A 26,485-nucleotide genomic window follows, 5' to 3' on the forward strand; every position below is an offset into this window, starting at 1 on the left:
GGTTTATATCCCTTTTTCCGGCAACGGTGTTTTCACCTTGAAGTCGCACAGGTCAGCAATGTTGCAGTTCCAGCATAGCGGCTTGCGGGCGATGCAGGTATAGCGGCCATGCAGGATCAGCCAGTGATGGGCATCCAGCAGGAATTCGGTGGGCACCAGTTTCATCAGCTTGTGTTCAACCGCCTCGACATCCTTGCCGGGCGCGATGCCGGTACGGTTGGCAACCCGGAAGATATGGGTATCGACGGCAATCGTCGGTACCCCGAACGCAGTATTCAACACGACATTGGCGGTTTTGCGGCCAACCCCGGGCAAGGCTTCCAGTTGTTCGCGGCTACGCGGCACCTGGCTGTCATGCAGGGCAACCAGCATGCGGCAGGTTTCGATCACGTTCTTGGCTTTGGTGCGATACAAGCCTATGGTCTGGATATACGGAATCAGTCCGTCGACGCCAAGCGCGTAGATTTGCGCCGGCGTATTCGCCGCCGGGTACAGCTTGCGGGTCGCCTTGTTGACTGAAACATCGGTGGCTTGCGCCGACAGGATCACCGAGATTAGTAGTTCAAACGGTGAGGTGTATTCCAGTTCGGTGGTTGGATGCGGCATGGCGGCGCGCAGGCGGGTAAATATTTCCCGGCGTTTTTCGGCGTTCATTGTGCGTCCTTGCTGTCCTTGATGCTCGGCTGGGCTTGCTGTTCTTTCTTCACACGGGCGCGTTCGATAGCTGCCTGAATGATCGCTTTCTTGCGCAGCTGTTCTGCTTGCTGCTCTGGCGTTGCAGCAGATTCGGCTGCAACTGCCTTGAGTTTCTCCGCTGCCTTGGCCGCCAGGCGGTCATCGTTTTCGCGTTTTTCGCGCACCAGCCTGATCACATGGAAATCGTGACGGGCACGGGCTTCATCAGCCTGTTGCTGCGTCCAGGCGTCCCAGCCGGTATTTGCGCCGCTGACCTCGACCATGGTGATGCAATCGACCGGACAAGGCGGCACGCACAGATCGCAGCCGGTGCACAGGTCGTTGATTACCGTATGCATCTGCTTGGCGGCGCCGACGATGGCGTCGACCGGACATGCCTGGATGCAGAGTGTGCAGCCGATGCAAGCCGCCTCATCGATGACTGCCAGCGGCCGCGGCCGTTCGACACCATTCGCCGGATTCAGCGGGATGACCGGTTGCTGCAGCAGTTGCGCCAACCGGGCCACGCCTTGCTGGCCGCCCGGCGGGCATTGATTGTAGCTGGCGCTGCCATCGGCGATGGCTTCGGCATAGGGGCGGCAAGCCGGATAGCCGCACTTGGTGCATTGGGTCTGCGGCAGCAGCGCTTCAATGCGGTCGGCGAGGGAAGGTGAGGGCAGGACTGGCACAGGCGGTGAGGAGATTGAAGATGACAACATGGTTGCTATTATCCGAGTAAACCGGCGGTGCGCCAAGGCGGCGCACCAAATAAAAAAAGCCGTTCCTGGCGAAGGGACGGCTTTTGCAGCGGAATTATTACGCTTGGCAGACGAAGTTAAGCGTTGTCCTTGATAAAGGTCGTTATTTTAGGGCAAATCACTTCACGCCAGCGGCGACCCGAGAAAATCCCGTAATGGCCGCATTTCTCAGCCGTGAAATGTTGTTTTTTGGCTTTCGGGATGGAACTGCACAAGTCGTGCGCAGCCTGGGTTTGCCCGGAGCCCGAAATATCGTCCAGTTCGCCTTCAATCGTAAGCAGGGCGACAGTCTTGATATCCTGCGGCCGCACCAGCTTGCCTTCGACTTCCCAGGTGCCTTTGGGCAGGGCGAAATCCTGGAACACGGTCTTGATGGTATCCAGGTAGTACTCGGCCGGCATATCCAGCACGGCGTTGTACTCGTTATAGAATTTGCGATGGCTGTCGGCCGATTCGTTGTCGCCTTCGCGCAAGTGCATGTAAAAATCCCAATGGCTTTGAGCATGGCGGCTTGGGTTCATCGCGACAAAACCGGCATGTTGCAGAAAGCCCGGATATACCTTGCGGCCAAAACCCGGGTAGTTGGACGGAACGCTATAAATGACGGTGTTCTCAAACCAGCTGAACGGCTTTTCGGTGGCCAGGTTGTTGACGTCGGTAGGCGATTTACGTGGATCGATCGGGCCGCCCATCATGGTCATGCTCTTCGGCAGGTGGCTATCCTTGGCGCTGGCCATCAGCGCAATCGCGGCCAATACAGGGACGGTTGGCTGGCAGACTGAAATCACGTGCAGGTCCGGACCCAGCTGGCGGATGAAGTCCTGTACGTAATAAATATAGTCATGCAAATGGAAGGCGCCATCGCTGGCCGGCACCATGCGGGCGTCGGTCCAGTCGGTGATGTAGACATCGTGTTCCTGCAGCAGGCCCTGCACGGTATCGCGCAACAGCGTTGAATGGTGGCCGGACAAGGGGGCCACCAGCAATACAGTCGGCTGCTTGAGGGCGGAGAACTCCTTGCTGCTCAAGTCTTTTTTGAAATGCAGCAGGCGGCAAAACGGCCGCGTGACAGCAATTTCTTCGACTATCCCGACCTGTTTACCGTTGATCAACGTGCTGTTGATTTCAAACTCAGGCTTTTCATATTGCTTGCCGAGGCGGTACATCAATTCGTAACCGGCGGCGATGCGTTGTGCGAACGGCGTATGGGCTAACGGCGAGATCGGGTCGGTGAAGAGCCTGCTGCCGGCATCGGCCCATTGCACCAGCGGATGGAGTAAAGACCGGTTGAATTCGTGAAATTGGTAAAGCATGCATTGCCTCTTGGGTGATCCGCTACAACGTAGGTTGCCTATAATGCAACATACCTGTTATTTTATCTTATGTAATGGAATGTCGCAGAATTCCTGTAGTTTGACAACAGGGAAGGTAATAAATAGAGTAAACGATTTAATTGCAAATATAGCAGGTTACCGCTACCACGGCGTAAGGTCTTTCCGGATGAAGCTTACTTGGCGATCAGATCCGGCGCCATGACGGCTTTCAGATAGTTGGTGGTGATGTCGCCGCGCTCGCGCTGGGCAATCCACCAGACGCTGCCTTTCCTGATCGTCCACTCTTGCATCTGGCCGGCTATCAGCAAAGCGGCGACCCGGCCTAGCGTAGGCTGATGGCCGATGATCAATACCGGCTCGCGGCTGTTGGGCCAATTCGCTACCGCCAGCAATTGCTGTGCGCTGCAGTCGGGGGCGAGCTCGGGATGGGTCTTGAATTTGCGGCCGAGCGCTTCTACCGTTTGTATTGTGCGGGTGGCTGGACTGCTGATGATCTTGCAACTGTGGGGCAGGTTATGGTCTAGCCAGTCTGCCATTTTCCAGGCTTGTTTGTGTCCCTTGCCCGTCAACGCGCGCCCCTCGTCAGGTTCGCCGATTTCTGCCTCTGCATGCCGCCATAGAATCAGGTCCATGATGTTTCCTTGCTGATTTTTGCTTACTTATCTGAGGAGTGCGCCGGTGAAAGCGCGCCCAGAGCCAGCATCAAATGCCGTTGCGCACCGTATGGCTTATGGTGCCGATGCGGCTTGTTTTTTTTCCAGTTGCCATCGACCCCGAGAATCCAGGCATTGATGTTGTCTTTTAAATAGGGTGTCAGGCCTTCGTTGATGACTCTTCTCTTGAGCGATTTGTCGAGTACCGGAAAGGCGACCTCGACACGTCGGAACAGATTGCGGTTCATCCAGTCGGCGCTGGCGAGGTAAACATTGTGCTGCAGGTTGTTACGGAAATAGTAGATGCGGCTGTGTTCCAGGAAGCGACCGATGATGGAGCGCACATGAATGTTCTCGGACAGGCCCGGAACGCCTGGCCTGAGCGCGCAAGCACCGCGCACGATCAACTCGATCTTGACGCCATCGGCAGAAGCATCGTACAAGGCGCGGATGACGGATTCGTCCAGCAGCGCATTCATTTTGGCGACAATCCGCGCCGGCCGCCCTTTGCGGGCAATCTCGGCTTCATTGTGGATGGCCCGGATAATTTCCTTTTGCAACAGGAACGGCGCCAGCCACAGGTAATCCATTTTCTTGGGCTTGGTCAGGCTGGTCAGGTGCATGAAGACTTCGTTGACTTCGGCAGCGAGCTTCTGGTTTGAAGTAAGCAAGCCGAAGTCGGTGTAAAGCTTGGTCGTGGTGGGATGGTAGTTGCCGGTGCCGAGGTGGGCGTAATAGCGCAGTTCGCCAATACCGTTCTTGTCGGGCTCGCGCCGGAGCACCAGCGACAATTTGGCATGGGTCTTTAATCCGACCACGCCATATACCACCTGCGCGCCGGCGCGTTCCAGCTTGTCGGCCCAGTTGATATTGGCTTCCTCGTCAAAGCGCGCCATCAGTTCGACAATCACCATGACTTCTTTGCCGCGTTGTGCGGCGATAATCAACGCTTCCATCAGATCGGAATTCATGCCGGTGCGATAAATGGTTTGCTTGATTGCCACCACATTGCTGTCAAATGCCGCGGAACGGACAAAGTCGACCACCGGCTGGAACGATTGGAACGGATGATGCAACAGCACATCTTTCTGTTTCAACTGGTCGAAAATATCGTTGCCGTTATCCAGCTGCAGCGGCAAGCCTGGCGCAAATGAAGGGAAGCGCAAGCTGGCGTCGCTGATCTGATCGATCATCTCTGACAGGCGCACCATATTGACGGGACCATCCACTGCGTACAAGCGATTGGGCGCAATGCCAAACTGATCGAGCAGAAACTGGGCCAGGTGCGGCGGGCAGCTGCGCGCCACCTCAAGCCTTACCGCAACCCCGAACTGGCGGCTCTGGAGTTCGCTTTGCAGCGCCTGGCGCAGGTTCTTGACCTCTTCTTCATCAACCCACAGTTCGCTGTTACGGGTAACCCGGAATTGCGAATAAGCCAATATCTGGCGACCAGAAAACAGATCGCCGATATGGGCATGGATGATGGACGACAACAGGCAGAACGAGGTGCCATTTGGCGACAGCGTGTCGGGCAACTTGATCACCCGCGGTAATACGCGCGGCGCTTTGATGATGGCAATCGAGGTGCTGCGCCCGAACGCATCTTTACCCGCCATCTCGACGACGAAATTGAGACTCTTGTTTAATACCTGAGGGAAGGGGTGGGCCGGATCCAGCCCTATGGGCGTCAGCAGGGGGCGGATTTCCTGCTCAAAGAAGGATTTTACCCAGGCCCGCTGTTCTTCGTTGCGGTCGCTATGCCGTAGCAGGTGAATACCGCTGGCCGACAACTGCGGCAAAATCGTCTGGTTCAGAATGGCGTACTGGCGATCGACGATCTGGTGACATTCTTCGCTGGTGCGCTCAAGCGCTGCGACGAGCGCCGGTGGTTCTGTATTGACGCCGTCGATCTGACTGTTTGCCAGCAGGCTGGCGATGCGGACTTCAAAAAACTCATCAAGATTGTTGCTTACGATACATAAATATCGCAATCGCTCCAGCAATGGGATATGCCGGTCTTCAGCCTGCGCCATGACACGCCGGTTGAAGGCCAGTTGCGACAATTCACGGTTCAGATAGCTTGGGTTGGCGCCTAGTCTGGCGCTGGGGTGCTTGGTGTCATCGTCCGACTTGGTTTTTTTGTTCATGAAATCAGGCAGCTGGTCTGATGGTTACGGCGCAGTGTATGTAGTGAATATGACAGCTTGATGAAGAAAATGGAAGTGTTGCCAGGTATTAGTCATTCTGGCTTAGTGTCGGCAGATGGTTGGCTCGTCAAAAATTCCGCGTGGAAATAGAATGGCTTGCTGGTAACTTGCAGTTGGTTTTTTATTATTTTAATGTCATTCGCATTCATTTTTATCTCGTCATAAAGCTGTCATAAATGTTGGTTAGAGTTCGCCCTGTCTTAGGGACTGTTGTGAAATTTGCTTTCTGGCATGAGATGGATTTCACAACAGTCTCGACTTGGGCACACCACATCTATAGTCAACAAGGGAGTAACAAATGCGATTGAATCACTTCGTTAAAGCAGCTGTTCTTGCAATGGGTTCGACATTGGCGGTTTCTTCCGTCATGGCAGCGGAAATCACCGGCGCCGGCGCCTCTTTTCCTTACCCGATCTATTCGAAATGGGCTGAAGCCTACAAAACTGCAACCGGCACCAGCCTGAACTATCAATCGATCGGCTCCGGTGGCGGCATCAAGCAAATCAAAGCGAAGACAGTGGATTTTGGCGCTTCCGACATGCCATTGAAGGTTGAAGACCTGAACGCCGACAATCTGGCGCAATTCCCGGCAATCATGGGTGGCGTGGTGCCAGTCGTGAATCTGGATGGCGTTACCCCGGGTCAGGTCAAATTGACCGGTGCGGTGCTGGCCGACATCTACCTGGGCAAGATCACCAAGTGGAATGCAGCTGAAATCGTTGCCCTCAACCCAGGCGTGAAATTGCCGGCTGACGACATCACCGTGGTGTACCGCGCTGACGGTTCGGGCACTTCGTTTGTCTTCACCAGCTACCTGTCGAAGACCAACCCTGCGTTCAAGAGCGTTGTCGGTGCCGGTACTGCTGTCAAGTGGCCAGTCGGCGTCGGCGGCAAAGGTAACGAAGGCGTCGCTGCCAACGTCCAAAAGATCAAGGGTTCGATCGGCTATGTTGAATATGCTTATGCCAAGAAAAACAAGTTGTCGCATACCCAGCTGAAAAACCGCGACGGTGGTTTTGTACAGCCGGACGACGAAACTTTCAAGGCAGCGGCAGCTGGCGCAGACTGGGCTAAAACTCCAGGTTTCGCAGTAGATTTCACTGATGCAGCCGGCAAGACCAGCTGGCCTATCACCAGCGCTTCTTTCATCCTGATTCACAAAAGCCAGGCTGATGCAGCCAAGGGCAAGGAAGTGTTGAAGTTTTTTGACTGGGCATACAAGAACGGTGGCGCCTCTGCTACTGAACTGGATTACGTAGCGATTCCTGCTTCCGTGATCAAGCTGGTGGAAGAGTCCTGGAAAACCCAGATCAAGGACAACGCCGGTAAAGCGGTCTGGTAATAAATAAGTAGGTAGCAAATAGGTAGTTAGCTGTACGCCGAGACGGAGTTGGGCTGGTTCAATTCCGTCTCGCCGAATATTCCTGATACATCTGATCTTCACGCGAAGCATCTCCGGGACGTCGAGCACAAGTTGTTCCGCTGGAGTTCTCGCTGCCGCATGTTATTCTTCATCGGATATCGCTACTCATGAGTGCAAATATTCCTGTCATGGCACAATCGATCTCACCCCAGTCAATCAGCGCTGAAGAAGCGGGTTTGTCGCATCAGAGCCTGCTTGCCACGATGCGTAAGCAACGCATCCAGGATTTCCTGTTTCACAAAGTCACGCTAGTGTTCTCGCTACTCGTGCTGGCGGTCTTGCTCGGCATTATCGTCTGTCTGGCGATCGGCGCCTGGCCGGTATTCCGCGAATTCGGTCCATCCTTCATCACCACCGTCGAGTGGGACCCCGTCAACGACCAATATGGCGCGATGATTGCCATCGTCGGCACTCTGGTAACGTCGTTCATTGCCCTGGCGATCGCGTTTCCGGTGAGCTTCGGGATTGCCCTGTTCCTGACAGAAATCTGCCCTGCAAAATTGCGCCGTCCATTAGGTACCGCCGTGGAGCTTCTGGCGGGCGTGCCGAGCATCATCTACGGCATGTGGGGTTTGTTTGTATTCGCACCTTTATTTGCCAAGTACGGCCAGCCGTTCCTGGCAGATACGCTCGGCCAGCTGCCGCTGATCGGCACGTTGTTCAGCGGTCCCAAAATGGGCATAGGCTTGCTGACCGCAGGTCTGATCCTGGCCGTAATGATCATTCCATTTATATCGTCCGTCATGCGCGACGTGTTTGAAGTTGTCCCTGCGGTGCTGAAAGAATCCGCCTACGGCCTTGGCTGCACGCGCTGGGAAGTGGTACGTAAAGTTGTCCTGCCTTATGCTAAGACCGGCGTCGTCGGCGGCGTCATGCTGGGCCTGGGGCGTGCTTTGGGCGAGACCATGGCGGTAACTTTCGTGATCGGTAATGCGCAACGTCTATCGTGGTCGCTATTTGCTTCGGGTAACAGTATCGCTTCGACGCTGGCCAATGAAATTGCCGAAGCTTCCACCACGCTGCACGTATCGGCTTTGTTTGCGCTTGGCCTGATCCTGTTCGTGATTACCTTCATCGTGTTGTCGATCGCCAAAATCATGTTGATGGGCATGTCCCGTAAAGAAGGTGCCAAATGAAGAATTCTGCTGATATCCAGCCGAACCCGCTGGTCAATCCTGTCTATCGCAAACGTCTGCTGATGCACCGTATCGGTATGCTCTTGTCTTTCCTGGCGATGGCGATGGGTATCGCGGTGCTGGCCTGGATCCTGGCGACTTTGGTGATCAAGGGTTTCGGCGCGCTCAACCTTGGCATCCTGACGCAAAATACGCCGGCTCCCGGCTCAGGCCCCGGTGGCTTGCTGAACCCGATTATCGGTAGTTTGATGATGGTTGGCATAGCGACGCTGGTCAGTACCCCGATCGGCATCCTGGCCGGTATCTACCTGGCTGAGTATGGCGAGGAAAGCAAGCTGGCGCAGGTGACGCGCTTTGTTACCGACATCATGCTGTCTGCGCCATCGATCGTGATCGGCTTGTTTGTATATGCTATCTATGTCGCCAAGGTTGGTCATTTTTCCGGCTGGGCGGGCTCCTTTGCATTGTCCCTGATTGCCGTTCCGGTGATCGTGCGGACTACCGACAACATGCTGAAACTGGTTCCAGGCAGCTTGCGTGAAGCGGCATTTTCCCTCGGCGCGCCGCGCTGGAAAGTAGCGTTGCTGGTGCGTTTGCGTGCGGTCAAGGCTGGTGTAGTCACGGGTGTATTGCTGGCAGTGGCGCGGATTGCCGGAGAAACGGCGCCGCTGTTGTTCACCGCGCTGAATAACCAGTTCTTCAGCACCAACATGAATAAACCGATAGCGAATCTGCCGGTAGTCATCAGCCAGTTTGCGATGAGCCCGTTTGATAACTGGGTACCGCTGGCGTGGGGTGGCGCGTTGCTGATCACCTTCAGCGTACTAGCCTTGAACATCGTATCGCGTTCTTTGTTCAGCCAGAAGATCCCAGGCTAACGCACTTACCTGCAATCATTTAAATTGCCGTTCTTAATGAGCACTCACTGGTCACTCACTGGTCAATAACATGCAAACTTCTACCAAATTGAATCATCTCGATATGCAGTCGATGCACCCGATGCATTCGACCAAGCCGCCAACCATAGAAATCTCGCAACTGGATTTTTTCTACGGTAATTTCCAGGGCTTGAAGAATATCAACCTGCATATCAATGAAAAGAAAGTGACCGCGTTCATCGGGCCGTCCGGTTGCGGAAAATCGACCTTGCTGCGCACCTTGAACCGGATGTACGACTTGTATCCGGGGCAACGCGCAGAGGGCAAGATCATGTACGCGGGCCGCAACATCCTGGAAGCAGGGCAGGATCTGAACATGCTGCGTGCCAAGGTTGGCATGGTGTTCCAGAAGCCGACGCCGTTTCCGATGTCGATTTACGACAACATCGCTTTCGGGATCCGCCTGTACGAAAACCTGCCTAAGGGCGAAATGGACGAGCGCGTCGAATGGGCGTTGTCGAAAGCTGCCTTGTGGGGCGAAGTCAAAGACAAGCTGAACAAGAGCGGCCTGAGCTTGTCCGGCGGACAGCAACAACGTTTGTGCATCGCGCGCAGCGTTGCGGTACGCCCCGATGTCTTGCTGCTGGACGAGCCGACCTCGGCGCTGGATCCGATTTCGACCGCCAAGGTGGAAGAGCTGATCAGCGAACTGAAGCAGGATTACACCATCGCCATCGTTACGCACAACATGCAACAGGCAGCGCGTTGTTCCGATTACACCGCTTACATGTATCTGGGCGAGCTGGTGGAATTCGGCGAGACCGATCAGATTTTCATGAACCCGGCGCGTAAGGAAACCCAGGATTACATCACTGGCCGCTTCGGTTGAACGCAAATTTCTTAATGAAATTGCTGAAAATCATAGGCTGAAATAGATAAGCTGCAATAAATCAGCTGAAATACACACTGAATAGCAAAGAACAGAAAGAAATCAGATGACCGGCGAACATTCTTCGAAGCAGTACGACACCGATTTGGAAACCATCCGTTCCAAAGTGTTGCTCATGGGCGGACTGGTTGAGCGCCAGTTCCAGGAAGCGCTTAACGTTTTTCGCACCGGCAACCTGGATGCCGCGGAAAGAGTCATCAAGGATGACGATCAGGTCAACCGCCTGGAAGTCGAACTGGACGATGCCTGCAGCCATCTGATCGTGCGCCGCCAGCCGACCGCCAACGATTTGCGTACCGTGATGGCGACCATCAAGGTGATTACCGATCTCGAGCGCATCGGCGACGAAGCAGCGAAAATCGCACGCACGGCAATTCACCTGCACAAGCGCGGCGCCGGCACCATCGACCACACGGAAACCGTGCGCGTCATCGGTAGCGGCGCAGCCGACATGCTGCACGACGCGCTGGATGCTCTGGCGCGCCTGGACGAGAAACAGGCCACCAGGTTGATCGCCCAAGACGCGGTGATCGATCGCGATTTCCGTTCAATCATGCGTAACCTGATCACCTTCATGATGGAAGACCCGCGCACGATTTCGGCTTCGATGGATACCTTATGGGTGGCCAAGGCGATCGAACGTATCGGCGACCACGCCAAGAACATCGCCGAGTACGTGATTTACATCGTCGAGGGCAAGGATATCCGTCATACCGATTACGCTGCCAATCAACTCGGTGATGATGCGTAATCGATGCTCAATTGATGCGAAATCGAAACGTAACATTAACCTTGTCTTAAAAAATGGCTGCCGATAAAACATCCGTCCTGATTATCGAAGATGAGCCGGCAATTGCCGAACTGATTGGTTTCACGATCAAGGAAGCCGGCTGGAGTCCATCCATCGTCCATACCGCAGCCGAAGGCTGGGAGTTCGTCCAGCGCCGCATGCCGCATCTGGTGCTGCTGGACTGGATGCTGCCGGACCAGAGCGGCCTGCGCTTGCTGTCGCAAATGCGTGCCGATCGTCAGCTGCAGTCGATGCTGATCATGATGCTGACTGCAAAAAGCATGGAAGAGGACAAGATCTCGGGTCTTGATAACGGCGCCGACGACTACATGACCAAGCCGTTTTCGCCGCGTGAACTGACCTCGCGCGTCAAGGCTTTATTGCGGCGCAAAGGCGCGGATGAAGTCCCTGGCATGATGTCGGCCGGTTCGGTGTCGCTCGACCCGGCCAGCTGCTCGGTATGCCTGGAGAACCAGAAGATCGATATCGGCCACGCCGAATATCGTTTGCTGAAATTTTTCATGGCCAATCCGGACCGGGTCTTCTCGCGCAGCCAGTTGCTGGACAAGGTGTGGGGTGACCACGTGGTCATCGAAGAGCGCACCGTGGATGTCCATGTACTGCGCTTGCGCAAGGCGCTGCGGGAATCGGAGCACCTGATCCGTACCGTGCGTAGCGTCGGCTACATGCTTTCGGCAAAATAGTACAATAATTTCAAGCCCGAAGCCCCGGCGGCCAGCCGGGGCTCGCAGCTATGAACATTGCCTCCCTCGCAAAATAGTGATTTATGAATCCACAGATGTTGTTCTGGATCCCGGCAATGCTGCGGATCTTGCTGATCTTTGTCATCTCCGGCGTAGTCTGGGGCTTGTTTGGCGCTGTGCCCGGCCTGGTGCTGGGCTTGGTCTTGATGTCGATTGCGGTGGTGGTGCAACTGCACTACCTGTTTCGGCTGAGCGGCTGGCTTGACAATCCGCGCAGCGAAAAACTACCGGATGGCTGGGGTGCGTGGACCGATATTTTTTCGCGCCTGTACCGTTTGCGGCGCGACGATGAAAAACATCAGACTGAACTGAGCGAATGGCTGGCGCGCTTTCGCCAGGCCATGCATTTATTGCCGGACGGGGTGGTCATCATGGATGACGTCTTGTTCCTCGAATGGTGCAATCCGGCCGCCGAGCGGCATCTGGGCCTGCAGCACGGGCGCGATAAGGGAATGCGGGTCACCAATCTGATCCGTACCCCGGATTTCATCGATTACATCATCCTCGGCCGCTATGATCAGCCGCTGACATTGAGCTTGCGCGAGCGTAAGCTTATCGTGCAGATCATCCCGTTTGAAAATCGGCGTCAGATCCTGGTGACCCACGACGCTACCGAATCCGAAAGAATCGACATGATGCGGCGTGACTTCATCGCTAATGCCTCGCACGAACTGCGCACGCCATTGACGGTGATTAACGGCTTTCTGGAAATCGCGCAGGCACAGCCGGATCTTGATCAGAAGACCCGTGCTGCCCATTTGCAGTTGATGACGGAGCAGGGCCATCGCATGCAAAACCTGATCGGCGACATGCTTACCTTGACGCGCCTGGAATCGGTCGATTATCCCTTGCGTCCCGAGCCGGTAGATATGCAAGCCATGCTGCAAAGCTTGTTGCTGGAAGCTGAAGTACTGTCTGCGGGAAAACATACGTTTTCCCTTGCGGTCGACGGGCCCGATGTCACCGGTAGCAAGGACGAACTGCGCAGCGCATTCAGCAACCTGATTTCCAATGCCGTTCGTTATACGCCGGCGGATGGAAAAATCCAGATCATTTGGCAAAAAGGAAAATTGGGGCCCCAGCTGGTGGTCAAGGATTCCGGCATCGGTATCAGCGGCGAACATATCTCGCGGCTGACCGAACGGTTTTACCGGGTCGACAAGAGTCGCTCACGAGAAACCCAGGGTACCGGTCTCGGCCTGGCCATCGTCAAACACGTATTGTTGCGCCACCACGGCACGCTTGGGGTTGAGTCGCGGCCGGGCGAGGGGAGTGTGTTTACCGTCAACTTGCCTGCAACCTCAGTGGTTGCTACAGCGAAAGCTTGAAAATGGCGGGCAGACTGAGGGTTACCCGGGCCGGCTGAAGTCTTCAACATCAGCTACAATTCTGCTGCGACATGCGGAAGACCCGTGTCGCCTGCCGCGATCGTTGTCGATGATTGACAGCGCTCGCGTTTCTTATTCAAGCCCTTCCATCCAAGCCCCCTCCATTGTCATGTCCTTTTCGCGCTTACTGCCTACTCGTACACTTAGTCTCGTTCTATGCGCTCTGCTTGCCGCTTGCGGCAGCAATCCAATTGCGCCGCAGATACCGCCAGTGGCAGTGGTTCCCGCTGTGCAGCCAAAAGTCGCCAAACCGATCAAGATCGGTCTGGCACTGGGCGGCGGCGCGGCCCGAGGTTTCGCCCATATCGGCGTGATCAAAGCGCTGGAATCGCAAGGGATCGTGCCGGATATCGTGGTTGGCACCAGCGCGGGTAGTGTGGTCGGTGCCATGTATGCTGCCGGCAATAACGGCTTTGCGCTGCAAAAGATCGCGCTGCAAATGGATGAGGCCGCTATTTCGGATTGGTCGGTGCCGTTCTTTGCCAAGGTCAGCGGCGTGTTGAAGGGCGAGGCGATCCAGAACTACGTCAACAAGACCGTTCACAATGTGCCGATTGAGAAACTGAAAATCCCGTTTGGTGCGGTTGCCACTGATTTGCATAGCGGCGTCCCCATTCTGTTCCGTCGCGGTAACACTGGTTTAGCGGTGCGGGCGTCTTCGGCTGTGCCGGGTGTTTTCCAGTCGGTGAATATCGGCGGTCGCCTGTATGTTGATGGGGGCCTGGTGTCGCCGGTGCCGGTGCGTTTTGCGCATGAAATGGGGGCGGATTTTGTGATTGCCGTGAATATTTCCGCTTCGCCGGAAGCTCAAGCTGCGTCAAGCTCGGTCGACGTATTGCTGCAAACCTTTGCCATCATGGGGCAAACTATTAACAGCTATGAGTTGAAAGACGCAGATATTGTCATCCGGCCTGAATTGGGGGCGATGAAGGGTAACGATTTTGCCGCGCGTAATACCGCGATCCTGGCTGGTGAGCAGGCAGCAATGGCACAGATGGCGATCATCAAGAAGAAATTGAAGGAAAAGCGGGAGGAGTAAAGGTTGCTCAAAACGGCTGCTTAAAACGACCTGTCGTTTGCTGTTGCTGCTTCCGGAGTATTCCCGCAGAGTGGCTAGCCATGCTTACGCGCGACTTCTAGTGGGAGGTCTGTGGCAGATTTGCCGGCAGCTGTATCACTATCGGCTGTTGCGGTCCGGTTTTGAGGGCATTGCTCATTGCCAGGAAAAGGCCGCCGAACCCCATGAACAAGCCGATAACGGTTGCCCGCATCCATTTGTGCGTTTCGCCTACAATCTTGTGGATTTCGCTCTTGAGTGCTTGCATGTCCTCCCGTGTCGCCAAGGTAGGCAAGATTGCGTCGAATCTGGCTTCCAGCGCAGTCAGGCGATCCATGCCGTGATCATTTAATGATCTTCTATGTTTATCAGCACGCGCTTGTGGTTTGTTAAATTGTGAAAGCCTTGGGTTCATCATCTGAGAAACATCCCTTACCTATGAAAACGCCGCCCTGCAAAAATTCTTGCGGAGCGCTGTGTTTCTCATAATATCGCTGTGCGGGACCTGGGATCTCGATAATGGGCCATTTTAGGTGGATTGCTGATGTAGGAAAGCGAAGCATCTACCATGCAAGGGGGGGGCTTGCGAACTGGCAGCGGCGGCAACGTCGATTATTGATGGCTGTAGTTGTCCGGTTCCGGATCATTGATGCGGCGTGCACCATTAAAGCGCGATTTCCAGTAAGCCAGATCCATGCTTTCGATACGCACCTTGCCGCCGGTGGATGGGGCATGGATGAATTTATTGTCACCCAGGTAAATACCCACGTGCGAGAAGCTGCGGCGCAGCGTGTTATAGAACACAAGGTCACCCGGCTTCAAATCCTGCTTGTCGACCTTTTCGCCGCTGCGGCTCAATTCCGCGGCAGTGCGCGGAACGTTGACGCCCCACGCATCCTTGAAAACATAGCGTACCAAACCGCTGCAATCCAAACCGTTTTCCGGACTATTGCCACCATATTTATAGTGAATGCCGATCATGCCCATCGCGCTAACAGCCAGGTCCGACGCCCGGTCGGTAAATTGCTGGAGCTTGGTGCGGGTGCTGCTTGCTTGCGGCCGCGGATCGATATCGGTGATATCGGAAGCGCGCGCCGGGGTACACAGCAACAGCGTGGCGATCAGCGCGCAGGCGAGTGCAAATGTCTGGAATAAGGGGAAGGCTTCTTTAATCGACATCGTTATGGATGGGCTCTGGAACATTACGATCGCACGAATGTAAGTGAATAAGAGGTACCTGTCAAATTTGGCAGGCGACTGGGTAGCACTGTATCATGTCATTGTGATAATTTAAGTCCGATAAATCCTTAAAACCACAGGAATTTTCCTGCGTTTGGGATTTCTGTAAAGCAAATATCAGGCCAGAATATTTGATCGGAGTGCCAGGTCAAAATATTCCGCCAGAAATAATCTGGCGGCAAAACGGTCGATGCAGATGCCTATTGCAGAGCACTAAAGTACAATATTCAGTTATTTCACAAGGAGCAAAAATGAAATCGAAACAAGTTTTGACACTCGACGATGTAAAGAAAATTGCGGCAGCTGCTGAGGCGGAGGCGGTCAAGAACCGTTGGGCGGTCACAATTTCGATCGTTGATGATGGCGGTCACCTGCTGTGGTTGCAGCGCATGGACGGCTGTGCGCCAATCTCGGCCCATATCGCCCCGGCCAAGGCCAAGACAGCGGCCCTGGGGCAGCGCGAATCGAAGATTTACGAAGACATGATCAACAATGGTCGTTTTTCGTTCATTACCGCACCAAACCTGGAAGGCCTGCTGGAAGGCGGCGTGCCGATCCTGGTTGGTGGCGAGTATCTCGGTGCAGTTGGCGTTTCCGGCGTGAAGTCGAGCGAAGACGTGCAAATCGCCAAGGCAGGTATTGCTGCCCTGGGCGTTTAAGTCGGATTGTAGAAAATACGGTTGGCCGCGCTGGCGGGCGCAGATCGGCGATGGCTGCCGTGTTTTTCGAGCAAGGATTAAGGCAGCTTGCAGGTTCGGCATGCCGAACTGGCAAGCTGACCATTATTGGCAGTTATATTGGCAATTGAGATGCTAGCCAGTACGTTGCTTGTCAGTATTGTTATCAATTAAGTCATGGTTGTTGATTTTTCACAATTTTCCATAATTATTTCGTAATTATTTATACAAAAACCCCCAGCTTGGCGTCTGACCAGATTGCCGGGCAAGGTGTTGTCGGCTATAATTGCAGGGTTTAGCCCAATTTACTCCGCCGTAGCGCATACCACCATCCATCTCGTCCCAAAAAGACTATTTAAAGCCGCCAAACCGTAACTGTTTGGGGTTTCATAGCGGTCGTTTGGCGCAGCGCAGCGGCGGTAACAACATCAGGAGTTACCCCTTGCAGCCATTTTTTTCTGGCCTCACCGTACCGGCCATCCTCGCGCTAGCAGATGGGACGATTTTCAAAGGTATTTCAATTGGCGCCGTTGGTCATACGACTGGCGAAGTCGTATTCAATACCGCCATGACCGGCTACCAGGAAATCCTCACAGATCCTAGCTATAGCCGCCAGATCGTCACTCTCACTTATCCGCATATTGGCAATACCGGCGTCAATAAAGAGGATGTCGAATCCTCCCAAATTCACGCCGCCGGCCTGATCATTCGTGATCTGCCGCGCCTGGTATCGAATTTCCGTTCCACCCAAACGCTCGATGCGTACCTGCAAGAGTCGAATATCGTTGCCATCGCCGGCATCGATACGCGCAAGCTGACACGCATTTTGCGCGAAAAAGGTGCGCAGGGCGGCGCCATCGTCGCCGGCGAGTCTGACATCGCTGCCGCTACCGCAAAAGCGCTGGAACTGGCGCGCGGTTTCCCCGGCCTGGCCGGCATGGACCTGGCCAAAGTGGTGTCGACCACCAAGGCTTACAGCTGGAGCGAGACGGAATGGCGTCTCGGCCGCGGTTACGATCAGCAAATTACACCTAAGTATCATGTGGTGGCGTTTGACTACGGCGTCAAATTCAACATCCTGCGCATGCTGGCGCAACGCGGCTGCAAGATTACCGTATTGCCGGCGCAAGCTACTGCTGCCGATGCACTGGCACTCAATCCGGACGGTATTTTCCTGTCCAACGGTCCTGGCGATCCGGAGCCGTGCGATTACGCGGTTGCCGCCGTCAAGGAACTGATCGAGCGCGGGATTCCGACTTTCGGCATCTGCCTCGGCCATCAGATCATGGCGCTGGCATCCGGCGCCAAGACGCTCAAGATGAAGTTCGGCCACCATGGCGCCAATCATCCGGTGCAAGACCTGGATAGCAAGCAAGTGCTGATCACATCGCAAAACCACGGTTTTGCAGTAGACGGCGCAACCCTGCCGGCCAATTGCCGCGTGACGCACGTTTCGCTGTTCGACGGTTCGCTGCAGGGCTTCGCCCGCACCGACAAGCCGGCATTCTGCTTCCAGGGCCACCCGGAAGCATCGCCTGGCCCGCATGACATCGCCCCTTTGTTCGATCGTTTCATTCAGCTGATGAGTCAAACGATGTTGGAGAAAAATAAAAATGCCTAAGCGTAGTGATATAAAAAACATTCTGATTATCGGCGCTGGCCCGATCATCATCGGTCAGGCTTGCGAGTTCGACTACTCCGGCGCACAGGCCTGCAAGGCGCTGCGCGAAGAGGGTTATAAAGTAATCCTGGTTAACAGCAATCCGGCCACCATCATGACCGACCCGGAAATGGCCGATGTGACCTACATCGAGCCGATTACCTGGCAAGCGGTGGAACGCATCATCGCCAAGGAAAAGCCGGACGCGATCCTGCCGACCATGGGCGGCCAGACTGCGCTCAACTGCGCGCTGGATCTGCATCGCCACGGCATCCTGGAAAAGTACAATGTCGAATTGATCGGCGCTTCGCCCGAAGCGATCGACAAGGCCGAAGACCGCTCCAAGTTCAAGGAAGCGATGACCAAGATCGGCCTCGGTTCGGCCCGTTCCGGCGTTGCCCACACCATGGATGAATCCTGGGGCGTGCAGAAGGAGCTCGGTTTCCCGGTCATCATCCGTCCTTCGTTCACCATGGGTGGCACCGGCGGCGGTATTGCATATAACGCCGAAGAATTTGAGACCATCTGCCGCCGCGGCCTGGAAGCATCGCCGACCAAGGAATTGCTGATTGAAGAATCGCTGATCGGCTGGAAAGAGTATGAGATGGAAGTGGTGCGCGACAAGGCGGACAACTGCATCATCGTCTGCTCGATCGAAAACCTGGATCCGATGGGCGTGCATACCGGCGACTCGATCACGGTAGCGCCGGCCCAGACCCTGACCGACAAGGAATACCAGATCATGCGTAACGCCTCGCTGGCGGTATTGCGTGAGATCGGTGTCGATACCGGCGGCTCTAACGTGCAGTTCTCGGTCAACCCGGCCGATGGCCGCATGATCGTGATCGAAATGAATCCGCGTGTATCGCGCTCTTCGGCGCTGGCCTCCAAAGCCACCGGTTTCCCGATCGCCAAGATCGCGGCGAAACTGGCGGTGGGCTTTACGCTGGACGAGTTGCGCAATGAAATTACCGGCGGCGCGACACCGGCATCGTTCGAGCCTTCGATCGATTACGTGGTCACCAAGATTCCGCGTTTTGCATTTGAAAAATTCCCGACTGCCGACGATCACCTGACGACCCAGATGAAATCGGTGGGCGAGGTGATGGCGATCGGCCGCACCTTCCAGGAATCGTTCCAGAAAGCCTTGCGCGGCCTCGAAGTCGGCGTCGACGGCATGAACGAAAAGACGCAAGACCGCGAAGTTATCGAAGAAGAACTCGGCGAGCCGGGTCCGGACCGTATCTGGTATGTCGGCGATGCGTTCGCCCAGGGTTTCACGCTGGAAGAAGTGCATCAGCTGACTCACATCGATCCATGGTTCCTGTCGCAAATCAAGGAAATCGTCGATATCGAACTGTGGCTGGAAAACAGCCAGACGCTGGAAGGGCTGGACCGCGACACGCTGTTCCGTCTCAAGCAAAAGGGCTTTGGCGATCGCCGCCTGGCCAAGCTGCTGAAGACAACCGATACCGCAGTGCGCCTCAAGCGCCTGGCCTTGAATATCCGTCCGGTCTACAAGCGGGTGGATACCTGCGCCGGCGAGTTTTCGACCAACACGGCTTACATGTACTCGACCTACGAGGAAGAGTGCGAATCGAATCCGACCAATAAAAAGAAGATCATGGTGCTGGGCGGCGGTCCTAACCGTATCGGCCAGGGTATCGAATTCGATTATTGCTGCGTCCATGCGGCACTGGCGATGCGCGAAGACGGCTACGAGACCATCATGGTCAACTGTAATCCGGAAACCGTATCAACCGACTACGACACCTCGGATCGCCTGTATTTTGAACCGGTGACGCTGGAAGACGTGCTGGAAATCGTCGACAAGGAAAAGCCATACGGCGTGATCGTTCAGTACGGTGGCCAGACGCCGCTGAAGCTGGCGCTGGATCTGGAAGCCAACGGCGTGCCTATCGTCGGTACTTCGCCGGACATGATCGACGCTGCCGAAGACCGCGAGCGTTTCCAGAAGCTGCTGCACGACCTGAATTTGCGTCAACCGCCAAACCGTACTGCGCGTACAGAAGAAGATGCCTTGCGCCTGGCGCAGGAAATCGGTTATCCGCTGGTGGTGCGTCCATCCTACGTATTGGGCGGCCGCGCGATGGAAATCGTCCACGAGCAACGCGATCTCGAGCGCTACATGCGCGAAGCGGTCAAGGTCTCGCACGATTCGCCGGTATTGCTGGATCGATTCCTGAACGACGCTATCGAAGTTGACGTTGATTGTCTGTCCGACGGCGAACGCACCTTTATCGGCGGCGTCATGGAGCATATCGAGCAGGCAGGTGTCCACTCGGGCGATTCGGCATGTTCGCTGCCGCCTTACTCGCTGTCGCAGGCAACTATCGAAGAGATCAAGCGGCAGACATCGCTGATGGCCAAGGGCTTGAACGTGGTTGGTTTGATGAACGTGCAGTTTGCGATTCAGCAGATCGATGGCAAGGACGTCGTGTTCGTGCTGGAAGTCAATCCGCGCGCCTCGCGTACCGTGCCGTTTGTCTCCAAGGCTACCGGTTTGCAGCTGGCCAAGATTGCCGCCCGCTGCATGGTCGGTCAGTCGCTCGACAGCCAGGGTATCAAGGAAGAGGTCGTGCCGAAATACTTCAGCGTCAAGGAAGCAGTGTTCCCGTTCGTTAAGTTCCCGGGCGTCGACACCATTCTCGGACCGGAAATGAAATCTACCGGTGAAGTCATGGGCGTTGGCAAAACTTTCGGTGAAGCATTCGTCAAGTCGCAACTCGGCGCCGGCGTCAAGCTGCCAAGCTCGGGCAAGGTATTCCTTAGCGTCAAGGGTAGCGACAAGCCGCGTGCAGTGCAGGTTGCCAAGGATCTGGTGGCGATCGGCTTCACGGTGGTGGCGACCAAGGGTACCGCGGCGGCAATCAGCGCTGCCGGGATTCCCGTGGAAACCGTCAACAAGGTGGTCGAAGGACGTCCGCACGTGGTCGACATGATCAAGAACAATGAGATTTCATTGGTGATCAATACGGTCGAAGAAAAGCGTAGCGCGATTGTCGACTCACGGGCGATCCGTATCTCGGCCTTGGCGGCACGCGCCACGACCTATACGACGATTGCCGGTGCGGAAGCTGCGGTCGAGGGCATGCGTCATCTGGACGAGTTGCATGTCTATGATTTACAAGGGCTGCATAAAACCTTACACTAAGGTTAAATCAGGATGTGCCTAGGAGCCTGCCGGACTTAGGGGGTCGAAGCGAGAAAATAGCTGGGCGAGGACAGATTTTGCCGGATTCGCAGCGTCAATAGCCATGCTATTGACCAAGAAGTCGGTGAAATATGGACCGCTCAGATATTTTTGCAGCCGATCACCTAAGTCCGGCAGGCTCCTGGGGCACATCCTGAATCGCTTCCGGACTGCAGTTAGTGTCTGGAAGCCGCCGAAACGTACAATTTAGCTATAGAAGTTCCTGCGGAGGTCATAAGCGCACCCTTTTTTCGGTACGCTTTGACCTCCGTGACCTTTTATTGTGTACGTGATAGACCCTGCGTCATAAACCTTATTTTATATTTGTTGAGTACCATCCCTATGAGCTCAGTACCTCTTACCAAGCATGGCGCGCAATTGTTGAAAGATGAATTGCATCATTTGAAAACCAAAGAGCGTCAAACTGTCATCAAGGCCATCGCAGAAGCGCGCGCGCATGGCGATCTTTCGGAAAACGCGGATTATGACGCGGCGAAAGAGCGGCAAGGTTTTGTCGAAGGCCGGATTGCCGACCTCGAGGGCAAACTGGGAGCCGCGCAGGTTATCGATCCGGCAACCCTGGATGCAGACGGGCGCGTGGTGTTCGCCTCTACGGTCGATCTGGAAGACCTGGAGTCGGGCGATAAGGTAACGTATCAAATCGTCGGCACCGATGAAGCCGATATCAAGCTGTCCAAGGTTTCCGTTACCTCGCCGATCGCACGTGCGCTGATCGGCAAAACCGCCGGCGACGTGGTCGGCGTACAAGCGCCATCCGGCATCCGCGAATATGAAATTCTGGAAGTTCGCTACATCTAAGCAAGCGCGCTAGGCAGGTACGTCGGGCATCGCCGCACGCGGCCGATGCCTTGAGAGTAATCAGAGCGGCTTGATTCGAGTAGCTTGATCAGAAACCCGGGAGTGGCAATGCTTGTAGTAAGACTCAGATTGTTGATCGCCACCTTATGGGTGGGTAGTCTGTGGACGGTTGGTTATCTGGTCGCGCCGACGTTGTTCGCCACCTTGCCTGACCGCGTGCTGGCCGGCACCATCGCCGGCAGCCTGTTCAGGGTCGAAGCATGGCTGGCGATAGCCTGCGGCGTAGCGTTGATCCTGTTGTTCAGCTACAGGACCTATGACGATGCAGCACCGCTGCGCAAGACCTTGCTGAAGCTGACGCTGGCGATGCTGGCCTGTACCCTGGTCGGTTATTTCGGTATCCAGCCATTCATGGCCAGTCTGCGCGAAGCGTCTGCGGCAACCGGCGGTGTGATGAGTGACGGCGCCAGGACGCAGTTCGGGATTCTGCATGGCGTTGCCAGCGGCATCTTCCTGATCCAGAGTTTGTTGGGAGTGGGGCTGATTCTGCGGTTACGCAGTTTGCGCTAGAGCGTCGTCATGGTTGCCGCAGTCGCTGCAGCAACCATAAACGCCGGCATTAACGACCCAATGCCGATTTCTTGCCGCTTTTCTGACGTGGTTTGGCGCGCTTGATGTTGCCGCCCTGGGTCACGCGTTCATTGCCTTTTACCATGACCTTGGTCACCGATGGCCGCTTGGTGCCGCTCGGGCTTGGTTTGACGATGGTTACTTCACGCATGCCCCGGCCGCGAGTTTCGCTGCGTTCTTTTGCAGCATCCTTTTGCGGGCGATACAGGACCAGCAATTTGCCGATGTGCTGTACCGGCGCTGCGCTGAGTTTTTCGCAAATAGTTTCGTAGATGGCAATCCGTGCCTCGCGATCATCACCGAATACACGCACTTTAATCAGGCCATGAGCGTTCAGGCTGGCATCGATCTCTTTCATCAGGGATGGTTTTAAGCCATCTTCGCTGATCAGGACCACCGGATCCAGTCCGTGGGCTTGGGAACGGAGCTCGCTACGCTCGGCGGATGTAAGTTTCAACATAAAAATTCCTTAAAAACGGTATTCTACGCGAATGGCAAAGAAGAAATTAAACAAAAACTGGTTGCACGACCACATTAACGATCCTTACGTGAAGCTGGCGCAGAAAGAGGGCTATCGTGCGCGGGCAGCTTACAAGCTAAAAGAAATCGACGAATTGGACAAGCTGATCAAGCCTGGCCAGATCATTGTCGACCTCGGATCCACGCCGGGTAGCTGGTCGCAGTACGTTCGCAACAAGCTGGCCGGCCAGGATGGCGGCGGCATCCATGGCATGATCATCGGCTTGGATATATTACCGATGGATCCGATTGCCGACGTTTATTTCATCCAGGGTGATTTCCGCGAAGCAGACAGCTTGCGCCAGCTGGAGCGCCTGCTGGAAGGGCGTAAGGTGGATTTGGTGTTGTCCGACATGGCGCCCAACCTGTCCGGCATCGCTATTTCTGATGCGGCCCGGATGGAGGAAATTATCGATTTGGCAATTGAATTTGCGCAGCAACACATGAAACCAAGCGGCGCTTTGTTGGCAAAATGTTTCAACGGCACCGGTTACAATGAAATATTGATGAAATTTCGTCAGGAATTCAAAACCGTGGCCTCCAGAAAGCCGAAAGCCAGCCGCGATAAATCGTCCGAAATCTTCTTGCTTGGAAAGATATTGAAGAATCCGCGGTAGTTTTCACGGTACTTAACAAGTTTTCCTTGATTTATCATGGGTGCGGCCATATATCCAATCTAGCAAGCCGTACCCATTCCGAGTAAAATCTAAGGAATACCTCGAAGCTGTACCTATGTCAGGCGCGCAGCGCGTCCAAGGAGTTCTAGTGAACAACATGTTTTCCAAAGCCGCCATCTGGGTGGTCATCGCCCTGGTGCTTTTCACCGTATTCAAGCAGTTCGATGGGCGAGGACTGGCTAGCGGCGCAGGGCCGATTGCCTATTCCGATCTCATCAGCGAAATACGGTCAGGCCATATCACCGATGCGACGATTGAAGACCGCAGCATTGTTGCCACTACTTCGGACGGTAAGAAAGTCAAGACTGCCATCACGTCGCTGGATCGCGGCCTGATAGGCGACCTGGTCAACAACAACGTCAAATTCGAGATCAAGCAGCCGGAAGAACCATCATTCCTGCAGCAGATCTTCATCTCATGGTTCCCGATGATCCTGTTGCTGGGCGTCTGGATTTTCTTTATGCGGCAGATGCAGGGCGGCGGCAAGGGCGGGGCATTCTCGTTCGGCAAGTCGAAGGCGCGCATGCTGGATGAAAATAGCAATACCGTTACTTTTGGCGATGTTGCCGGTTGCGACGAGGCCAAGGAAGAAGTGTCTGAACTGGTCGACTTCCTGCGTGACCCGACCAAGTTCCAGAAACTGGGTGGTCGTATTCCGCATGGCGTTCTGTTGGTAGGCCCACCGGGTACCGGTAAGACTTTGCTGGCCCGTGCAATTGCCGGTGAAGCGAAAGTACCGTTCTTTACCATTTCCGGTTCCGATTTCGTTGAAATGTTTGTCGGCGTCGGCGCATCGCGGGTGCGCGATATGTTCGAAAACGCCAAGAAGCATGCTCCTTGCATTATTTTCATCGATGAAATTGATGCAGTCGGTCGCCATCGCGGCGCCGGCATGGGCGGCGGCAATGACGAACGCGAACAAACGCTGAACCAGATGCTGGTTGAGATGGATGGCTTCGAAGCCAATTCCGGCGTGATCGTGATCGCAGCCACCAACCGTTCCGACGTACTCGACAAAGCGTTGCTGCGTCCGGGTCGTTTCGACCGCCAGGTGGTGGTTGGCTTGCCGGATATCCGTGGCCGCGAACAGATTCTGAATGTTCACATGCGCAAGGTGCCGATTTCCACCGACGTCAAAGCCGACATCTTGGCACGTGGTACACCTGGCTTCTCGGGTGCCGACCTGGCCAATCTGGTCAATGAAGCGGCTCTGTTTGCTGCCCGTCGCGCCAAGCGCCTGGTAGAGATGCAGGATTTCGAGGATGCCAAGGACAAGATCGTCATGGGCCCTGAGCGTAAATCTGCAGTGATGCGTGAAGAAGAGCGCCGCAATACGGCATATCACGAATCCGGCCATGCGGTGGTAGCCAAGTTGCTGCCAAAAGCCGATCCGGTGCACAAGGTCACCATCATGCCACGCGGCTTTGCCCTTGGCCTGACCTGGCAATTGCCTGAGCATGACCGCGTCAACATGTATAAGGACAAAATGCTGGAAGAAATCGCCATCCTGTTCGGCGGCCGTATTTCAGAAGAGATTTTCATGCACCAGATGTCGACTGGCGCCTCGAACGACTTTGAACGCGCCACCAAGCTGGCACGTGCGATGGTGACACGTTACGGCATGTCCGAGACCCTGGGCACCATGGTCTACGAAGATACCGAGCAGGATGCGTACTTCGGCCGGTCATCCTCGAAAACAGTGTCGGAAGCCACCCAGCAAAAAGTCGATGCCGAGATTCGCAGCATTCTCGATCAGCAATACGCCTTGTCGCGCCGTTTGCTGGAAGAAAACAAGGACAAGGTTGAAGCGATGACCAAGGCCCTGCTTGATTGGGAAACCATCGATGCCGATCAGATCAATGACATCATGGAAGGTCTGGAGCCACGCCTGCCGAAAGCCGGCAGCTCGGTCCGCAAGGCGCCTGGCGACAGTTCGTCCGGCGGTGTTTCGCCGACTGCTACCGCACCGGCCTGATCCGGTCCGGCGCCTGCCAGGTTGACAGGCTCCAACGTAGCTTGTAAAAATTTATAAGCAAGGGTGAGGAGCAATCCTCGCCCTTTTTATTTGTCTTCGCGCGCTTAATATCTATGCTTCAGATCCATTCTTAAGACCCACTCCATTTTTCATTATGCAAGAATATTTCCAATGCGGCCGTTATCGGCTCCCGGTCAATACGCCGCAAGCGCGGCCGCTGGTGATGGGCATCCTCAACATCACGCCTGATTCATTTTCCGACGGCGGACAATTCCAGTCACTTGAATTCGCCTTGTCGCATGCCGAACAGATGATTGCGGACGGTGTCGATATCATCGACATAGGGGGCGAGTCGAGCCGTCCCGGCAGCCCGGCGCTATCGCTGGAAGAAGAGCTGGACCGGGTCATGCCGGCCATTTACGCCTTGCGCGATTGCGGCAAACCACTTTCCATCGATACCTACAAGCCAGCCGTGATGCGCGAAGCGCTTGCCGCCGGAGTCGACCTGATCAATGACATCAACGGTTTGCGTGCCCCCGGCACCTTGGAAGCGGTAGGCGACAGCGATTGCGGCCTGTGCATCATGCACATGCAGGCGGACCCGCAAACCATGCAAATCAAGCCGGAATACCAGGATGTGGTGGCCGAAGTCAGCGCTTTCCTGCAAGAGCGGGTGAGGGTGCTGGAGCTGGCCGGGATAGCGCGCAATCGCATCAGCATCGATCCGGGTTTTGGTTTTGGCAAGACCTTGGCGCATAATGTTGCCTTGTTGCAAAGAATGGGTGATATTCAACGTGCGCTGGACTTGCCTTTGCTGGCGGGAATCTCGCGTAAAACTATGCTGGGAGACCTGACCGGAAAGCCGGTGGAGCGGCGCCTTGCGGGCAGCCTTGCGGCGGCTTTGGCTGCCGTTTCGCAGGGTGCTAAGATGGTCCGGGTGCATGACGTGGCCGAGACGGTAGACGCGCTCAAGGTATGGCAGGCGGCGCAGCGGACATAGGCAAGCAGCAATAAACAAACAGAAATGCGGCGTTGATTGACTAGGAAATTTGAATGAAGACTG

The 26,485-nt window shown here is 55.3% G+C and carries 24 protein-coding genes; 16 read left to right on the forward strand and 8 right to left on the reverse strand.

What is annotated here, in order from left to right:
- Positions 1-3 precede the first annotated feature (3 nt).
- The 5 genes from nth to ppk1 all read right to left on the reverse strand — a co-directional run bounded on the left by nth (position 4) and on the right by ppk1 (position 5,567).
- The gene (gene nth / locus BM029_RS02820; protein ID WP_092432448.1) at positions 4-654 is read right to left on the reverse strand and encodes an endonuclease III; all 651 of its coding nucleotides are present in this window, start codon (positions 652-654) and stop codon (positions 4-6) included.
- The gene (gene rsxB / locus BM029_RS02825; RefSeq protein WP_092432450.1) at positions 651-1,394 is read right to left on the reverse strand and encodes an electron transport complex subunit RsxB; all 744 of its coding nucleotides are present in this window, start codon (positions 1,392-1,394) and stop codon (positions 651-653) included. Before rsxB ends, nth begins: the two co-directional genes overlap by 4 nt.
- Before the next feature lie 116 nt (positions 1,395-1,510).
- Positions 1,511-2,746, reverse strand: a complete 1,236-nt coding sequence (locus BM029_RS02830) for a polyhydroxyalkanoate depolymerase (protein WP_092432453.1) — start codon at positions 2,744-2,746, stop codon at positions 1,511-1,513.
- Positions 2,747-2,940: 194 nt separating this feature from the next.
- On the reverse strand, positions 2,941-3,399 hold the full coding sequence (locus tag BM029_RS02835; RefSeq protein ID WP_092432455.1) for a SixA phosphatase family protein: 459 nt from the start codon (positions 3,397-3,399) through the stop codon (positions 2,941-2,943).
- Positions 3,400-3,422: 23 nt separating this feature from the next.
- On the reverse strand, positions 3,423-5,567 hold the full coding sequence (ppk1, locus tag BM029_RS02840; RefSeq protein ID WP_092432457.1) for a polyphosphate kinase 1: 2,145 nt from the start codon (positions 5,565-5,567) through the stop codon (positions 3,423-3,425).
- Between the two features lie 358 nt (positions 5,568-5,925).
- Between ppk1 and pstS the strand changes: the two genes are divergently transcribed.
- From pstS to BM029_RS02880, 8 genes are all read left to right on the forward strand, one after another.
- Positions 5,926-6,969 carry a phosphate ABC transporter substrate-binding protein PstS gene (pstS, locus tag BM029_RS02845; protein ID WP_092432459.1) on the forward strand — a complete coding sequence of 348 codons (1,044 nt, stop codon included), beginning with the start codon at positions 5,926-5,928 and terminating at the stop codon, positions 6,967-6,969.
- Between the two features lie 188 nt (positions 6,970-7,157).
- Complete coding sequence (gene pstC / locus BM029_RS02850; protein WP_092432461.1) at positions 7,158-8,186, forward strand: phosphate ABC transporter permease subunit PstC; 1,029 nt, start codon at positions 7,158-7,160, stop codon at positions 8,184-8,186.
- Entirely contained in the window at positions 8,183-9,064 is an 882-nt protein-coding gene (gene pstA / locus BM029_RS02855) for a phosphate ABC transporter permease PstA (RefSeq protein WP_092432463.1), read from the forward strand. The genes pstC and pstA overlap by 4 nt, the downstream gene beginning before the upstream one ends.
- Before the next feature lie 103 nt (positions 9,065-9,167).
- Positions 9,168-9,953, forward strand: coding sequence for a phosphate ABC transporter ATP-binding protein PstB (gene pstB, locus BM029_RS02860; RefSeq protein ID WP_092432603.1), 786 nt, complete (start codon positions 9,168-9,170; stop codon positions 9,951-9,953).
- 106 nt (positions 9,954-10,059) lie between these two features.
- Positions 10,060-10,764: a phosphate signaling complex protein PhoU gene (phoU, locus tag BM029_RS02865; protein WP_092432465.1), complete on the forward strand. Its 705-nt coding sequence runs from the start codon at positions 10,060-10,062 to the stop codon at positions 10,762-10,764.
- 53 nt (positions 10,765-10,817) lie between these two features.
- Positions 10,818-11,507 carry a winged helix-turn-helix domain-containing protein gene (locus BM029_RS02870; RefSeq protein ID WP_092432466.1) on the forward strand — a complete coding sequence of 230 codons (690 nt, stop codon included), beginning with the start codon at positions 10,818-10,820 and terminating at the stop codon, positions 11,505-11,507.
- A gap of 83 nt (positions 11,508-11,590) precedes the next feature.
- Positions 11,591-12,895, forward strand: a complete 1,305-nt coding sequence (gene phoR, locus BM029_RS02875; protein WP_092432468.1) for a phosphate regulon sensor histidine kinase PhoR — start codon at positions 11,591-11,593, stop codon at positions 12,893-12,895.
- 169 nt (positions 12,896-13,064) lie between these two features.
- Positions 13,065-13,994 (forward strand): patatin-like phospholipase family protein, encoded by a 930-nt coding sequence (locus BM029_RS02880; RefSeq protein WP_170850957.1) that lies wholly within the window; start codon positions 13,065-13,067, stop codon positions 13,992-13,994.
- Positions 13,995-14,091: 97 nt separating this feature from the next.
- Here the strand turns inward: BM029_RS02880 and BM029_RS02885 are convergent, their stop codons facing one another.
- Complete coding sequence (locus BM029_RS02885; protein WP_092432471.1) at positions 14,092-14,349, reverse strand: hypothetical protein; 258 nt, start codon at positions 14,347-14,349, stop codon at positions 14,092-14,094.
- 275 nt (positions 14,350-14,624) lie between these two features.
- A complete protein-coding gene (locus tag BM029_RS02890) occupies positions 14,625-15,191 on the reverse strand; it encodes a C40 family peptidase (RefSeq protein WP_092432473.1) in 567 nt (188 codons plus the stop codon).
- Positions 15,192-15,502: 311 nt separating this feature from the next.
- On the opposite strand from BM029_RS02890, the gene BM029_RS02895 reads away from it, so the two are divergent.
- The 5 genes from BM029_RS02895 (at position 15,503) to BM029_RS02915 (ending at position 22,191) form a co-directional block, all read left to right on the forward strand.
- Entirely contained in the window at positions 15,503-15,910 is a 408-nt protein-coding gene (locus BM029_RS02895; protein ID WP_092432475.1) for a GlcG/HbpS family heme-binding protein, read from the forward strand.
- Between the two features lie 460 nt (positions 15,911-16,370).
- Entirely contained in the window at positions 16,371-17,549 is a 1,179-nt protein-coding gene (gene carA / locus BM029_RS02900; protein WP_092432476.1) for a glutamine-hydrolyzing carbamoyl-phosphate synthase small subunit, read from the forward strand.
- Positions 17,542-20,763: a carbamoyl-phosphate synthase large subunit gene (carB, locus tag BM029_RS02905; RefSeq protein WP_092432478.1), complete on the forward strand. Its 3,222-nt coding sequence runs from the start codon at positions 17,542-17,544 to the stop codon at positions 20,761-20,763. The genes carA and carB overlap by 8 nt, the downstream gene beginning before the upstream one ends.
- Positions 20,764-21,144: 381 nt before the next feature.
- Complete coding sequence (gene greA / locus BM029_RS02910; protein WP_092412172.1) at positions 21,145-21,621, forward strand: transcription elongation factor GreA; 477 nt, start codon at positions 21,145-21,147, stop codon at positions 21,619-21,621.
- Between the two features lie 108 nt (positions 21,622-21,729).
- Positions 21,730-22,191, forward strand: a complete 462-nt coding sequence (locus BM029_RS02915; protein ID WP_092432480.1) for a DUF4149 domain-containing protein — start codon at positions 21,730-21,732, stop codon at positions 22,189-22,191.
- 49 nt (positions 22,192-22,240) lie between these two features.
- Here BM029_RS02915 and BM029_RS02920 read toward each other — a convergent pair whose 3' ends face one another.
- Positions 22,241-22,711: a YhbY family RNA-binding protein gene (locus tag BM029_RS02920; RefSeq protein WP_092412168.1), complete on the reverse strand. Its 471-nt coding sequence runs from the start codon at positions 22,709-22,711 to the stop codon at positions 22,241-22,243.
- A 31-nt stretch (positions 22,712-22,742) separates the two neighbouring features.
- On the opposite strand from BM029_RS02920, the gene BM029_RS02925 reads away from it, so the two are divergent.
- From BM029_RS02925 to folP, 3 genes are all read left to right on the forward strand, one after another.
- Entirely contained in the window at positions 22,743-23,387 is a 645-nt protein-coding gene (locus BM029_RS02925; protein WP_092432481.1) for an RlmE family RNA methyltransferase, read from the forward strand.
- A gap of 148 nt (positions 23,388-23,535) precedes the next feature.
- On the forward strand, positions 23,536-25,422 hold the full coding sequence (ftsH, locus tag BM029_RS02930; RefSeq protein ID WP_092412164.1) for an ATP-dependent zinc metalloprotease FtsH: 1,887 nt from the start codon (positions 23,536-23,538) through the stop codon (positions 25,420-25,422).
- Positions 25,423-25,576: 154 nt separating this feature from the next.
- Positions 25,577-26,422, forward strand: coding sequence for a dihydropteroate synthase (folP, locus tag BM029_RS02935; RefSeq protein WP_170850958.1), 846 nt, complete (start codon positions 25,577-25,579; stop codon positions 26,420-26,422).
- Positions 26,423-26,485: the final 63 nt, after the last annotated feature.

The sequence above is a fragment of the Collimonas sp. OK607 genome (assembly GCF_900111995.1).
Taxonomy (GTDB): Bacteria; Pseudomonadota; Gammaproteobacteria; order Burkholderiales; family Burkholderiaceae_D; genus Collimonas.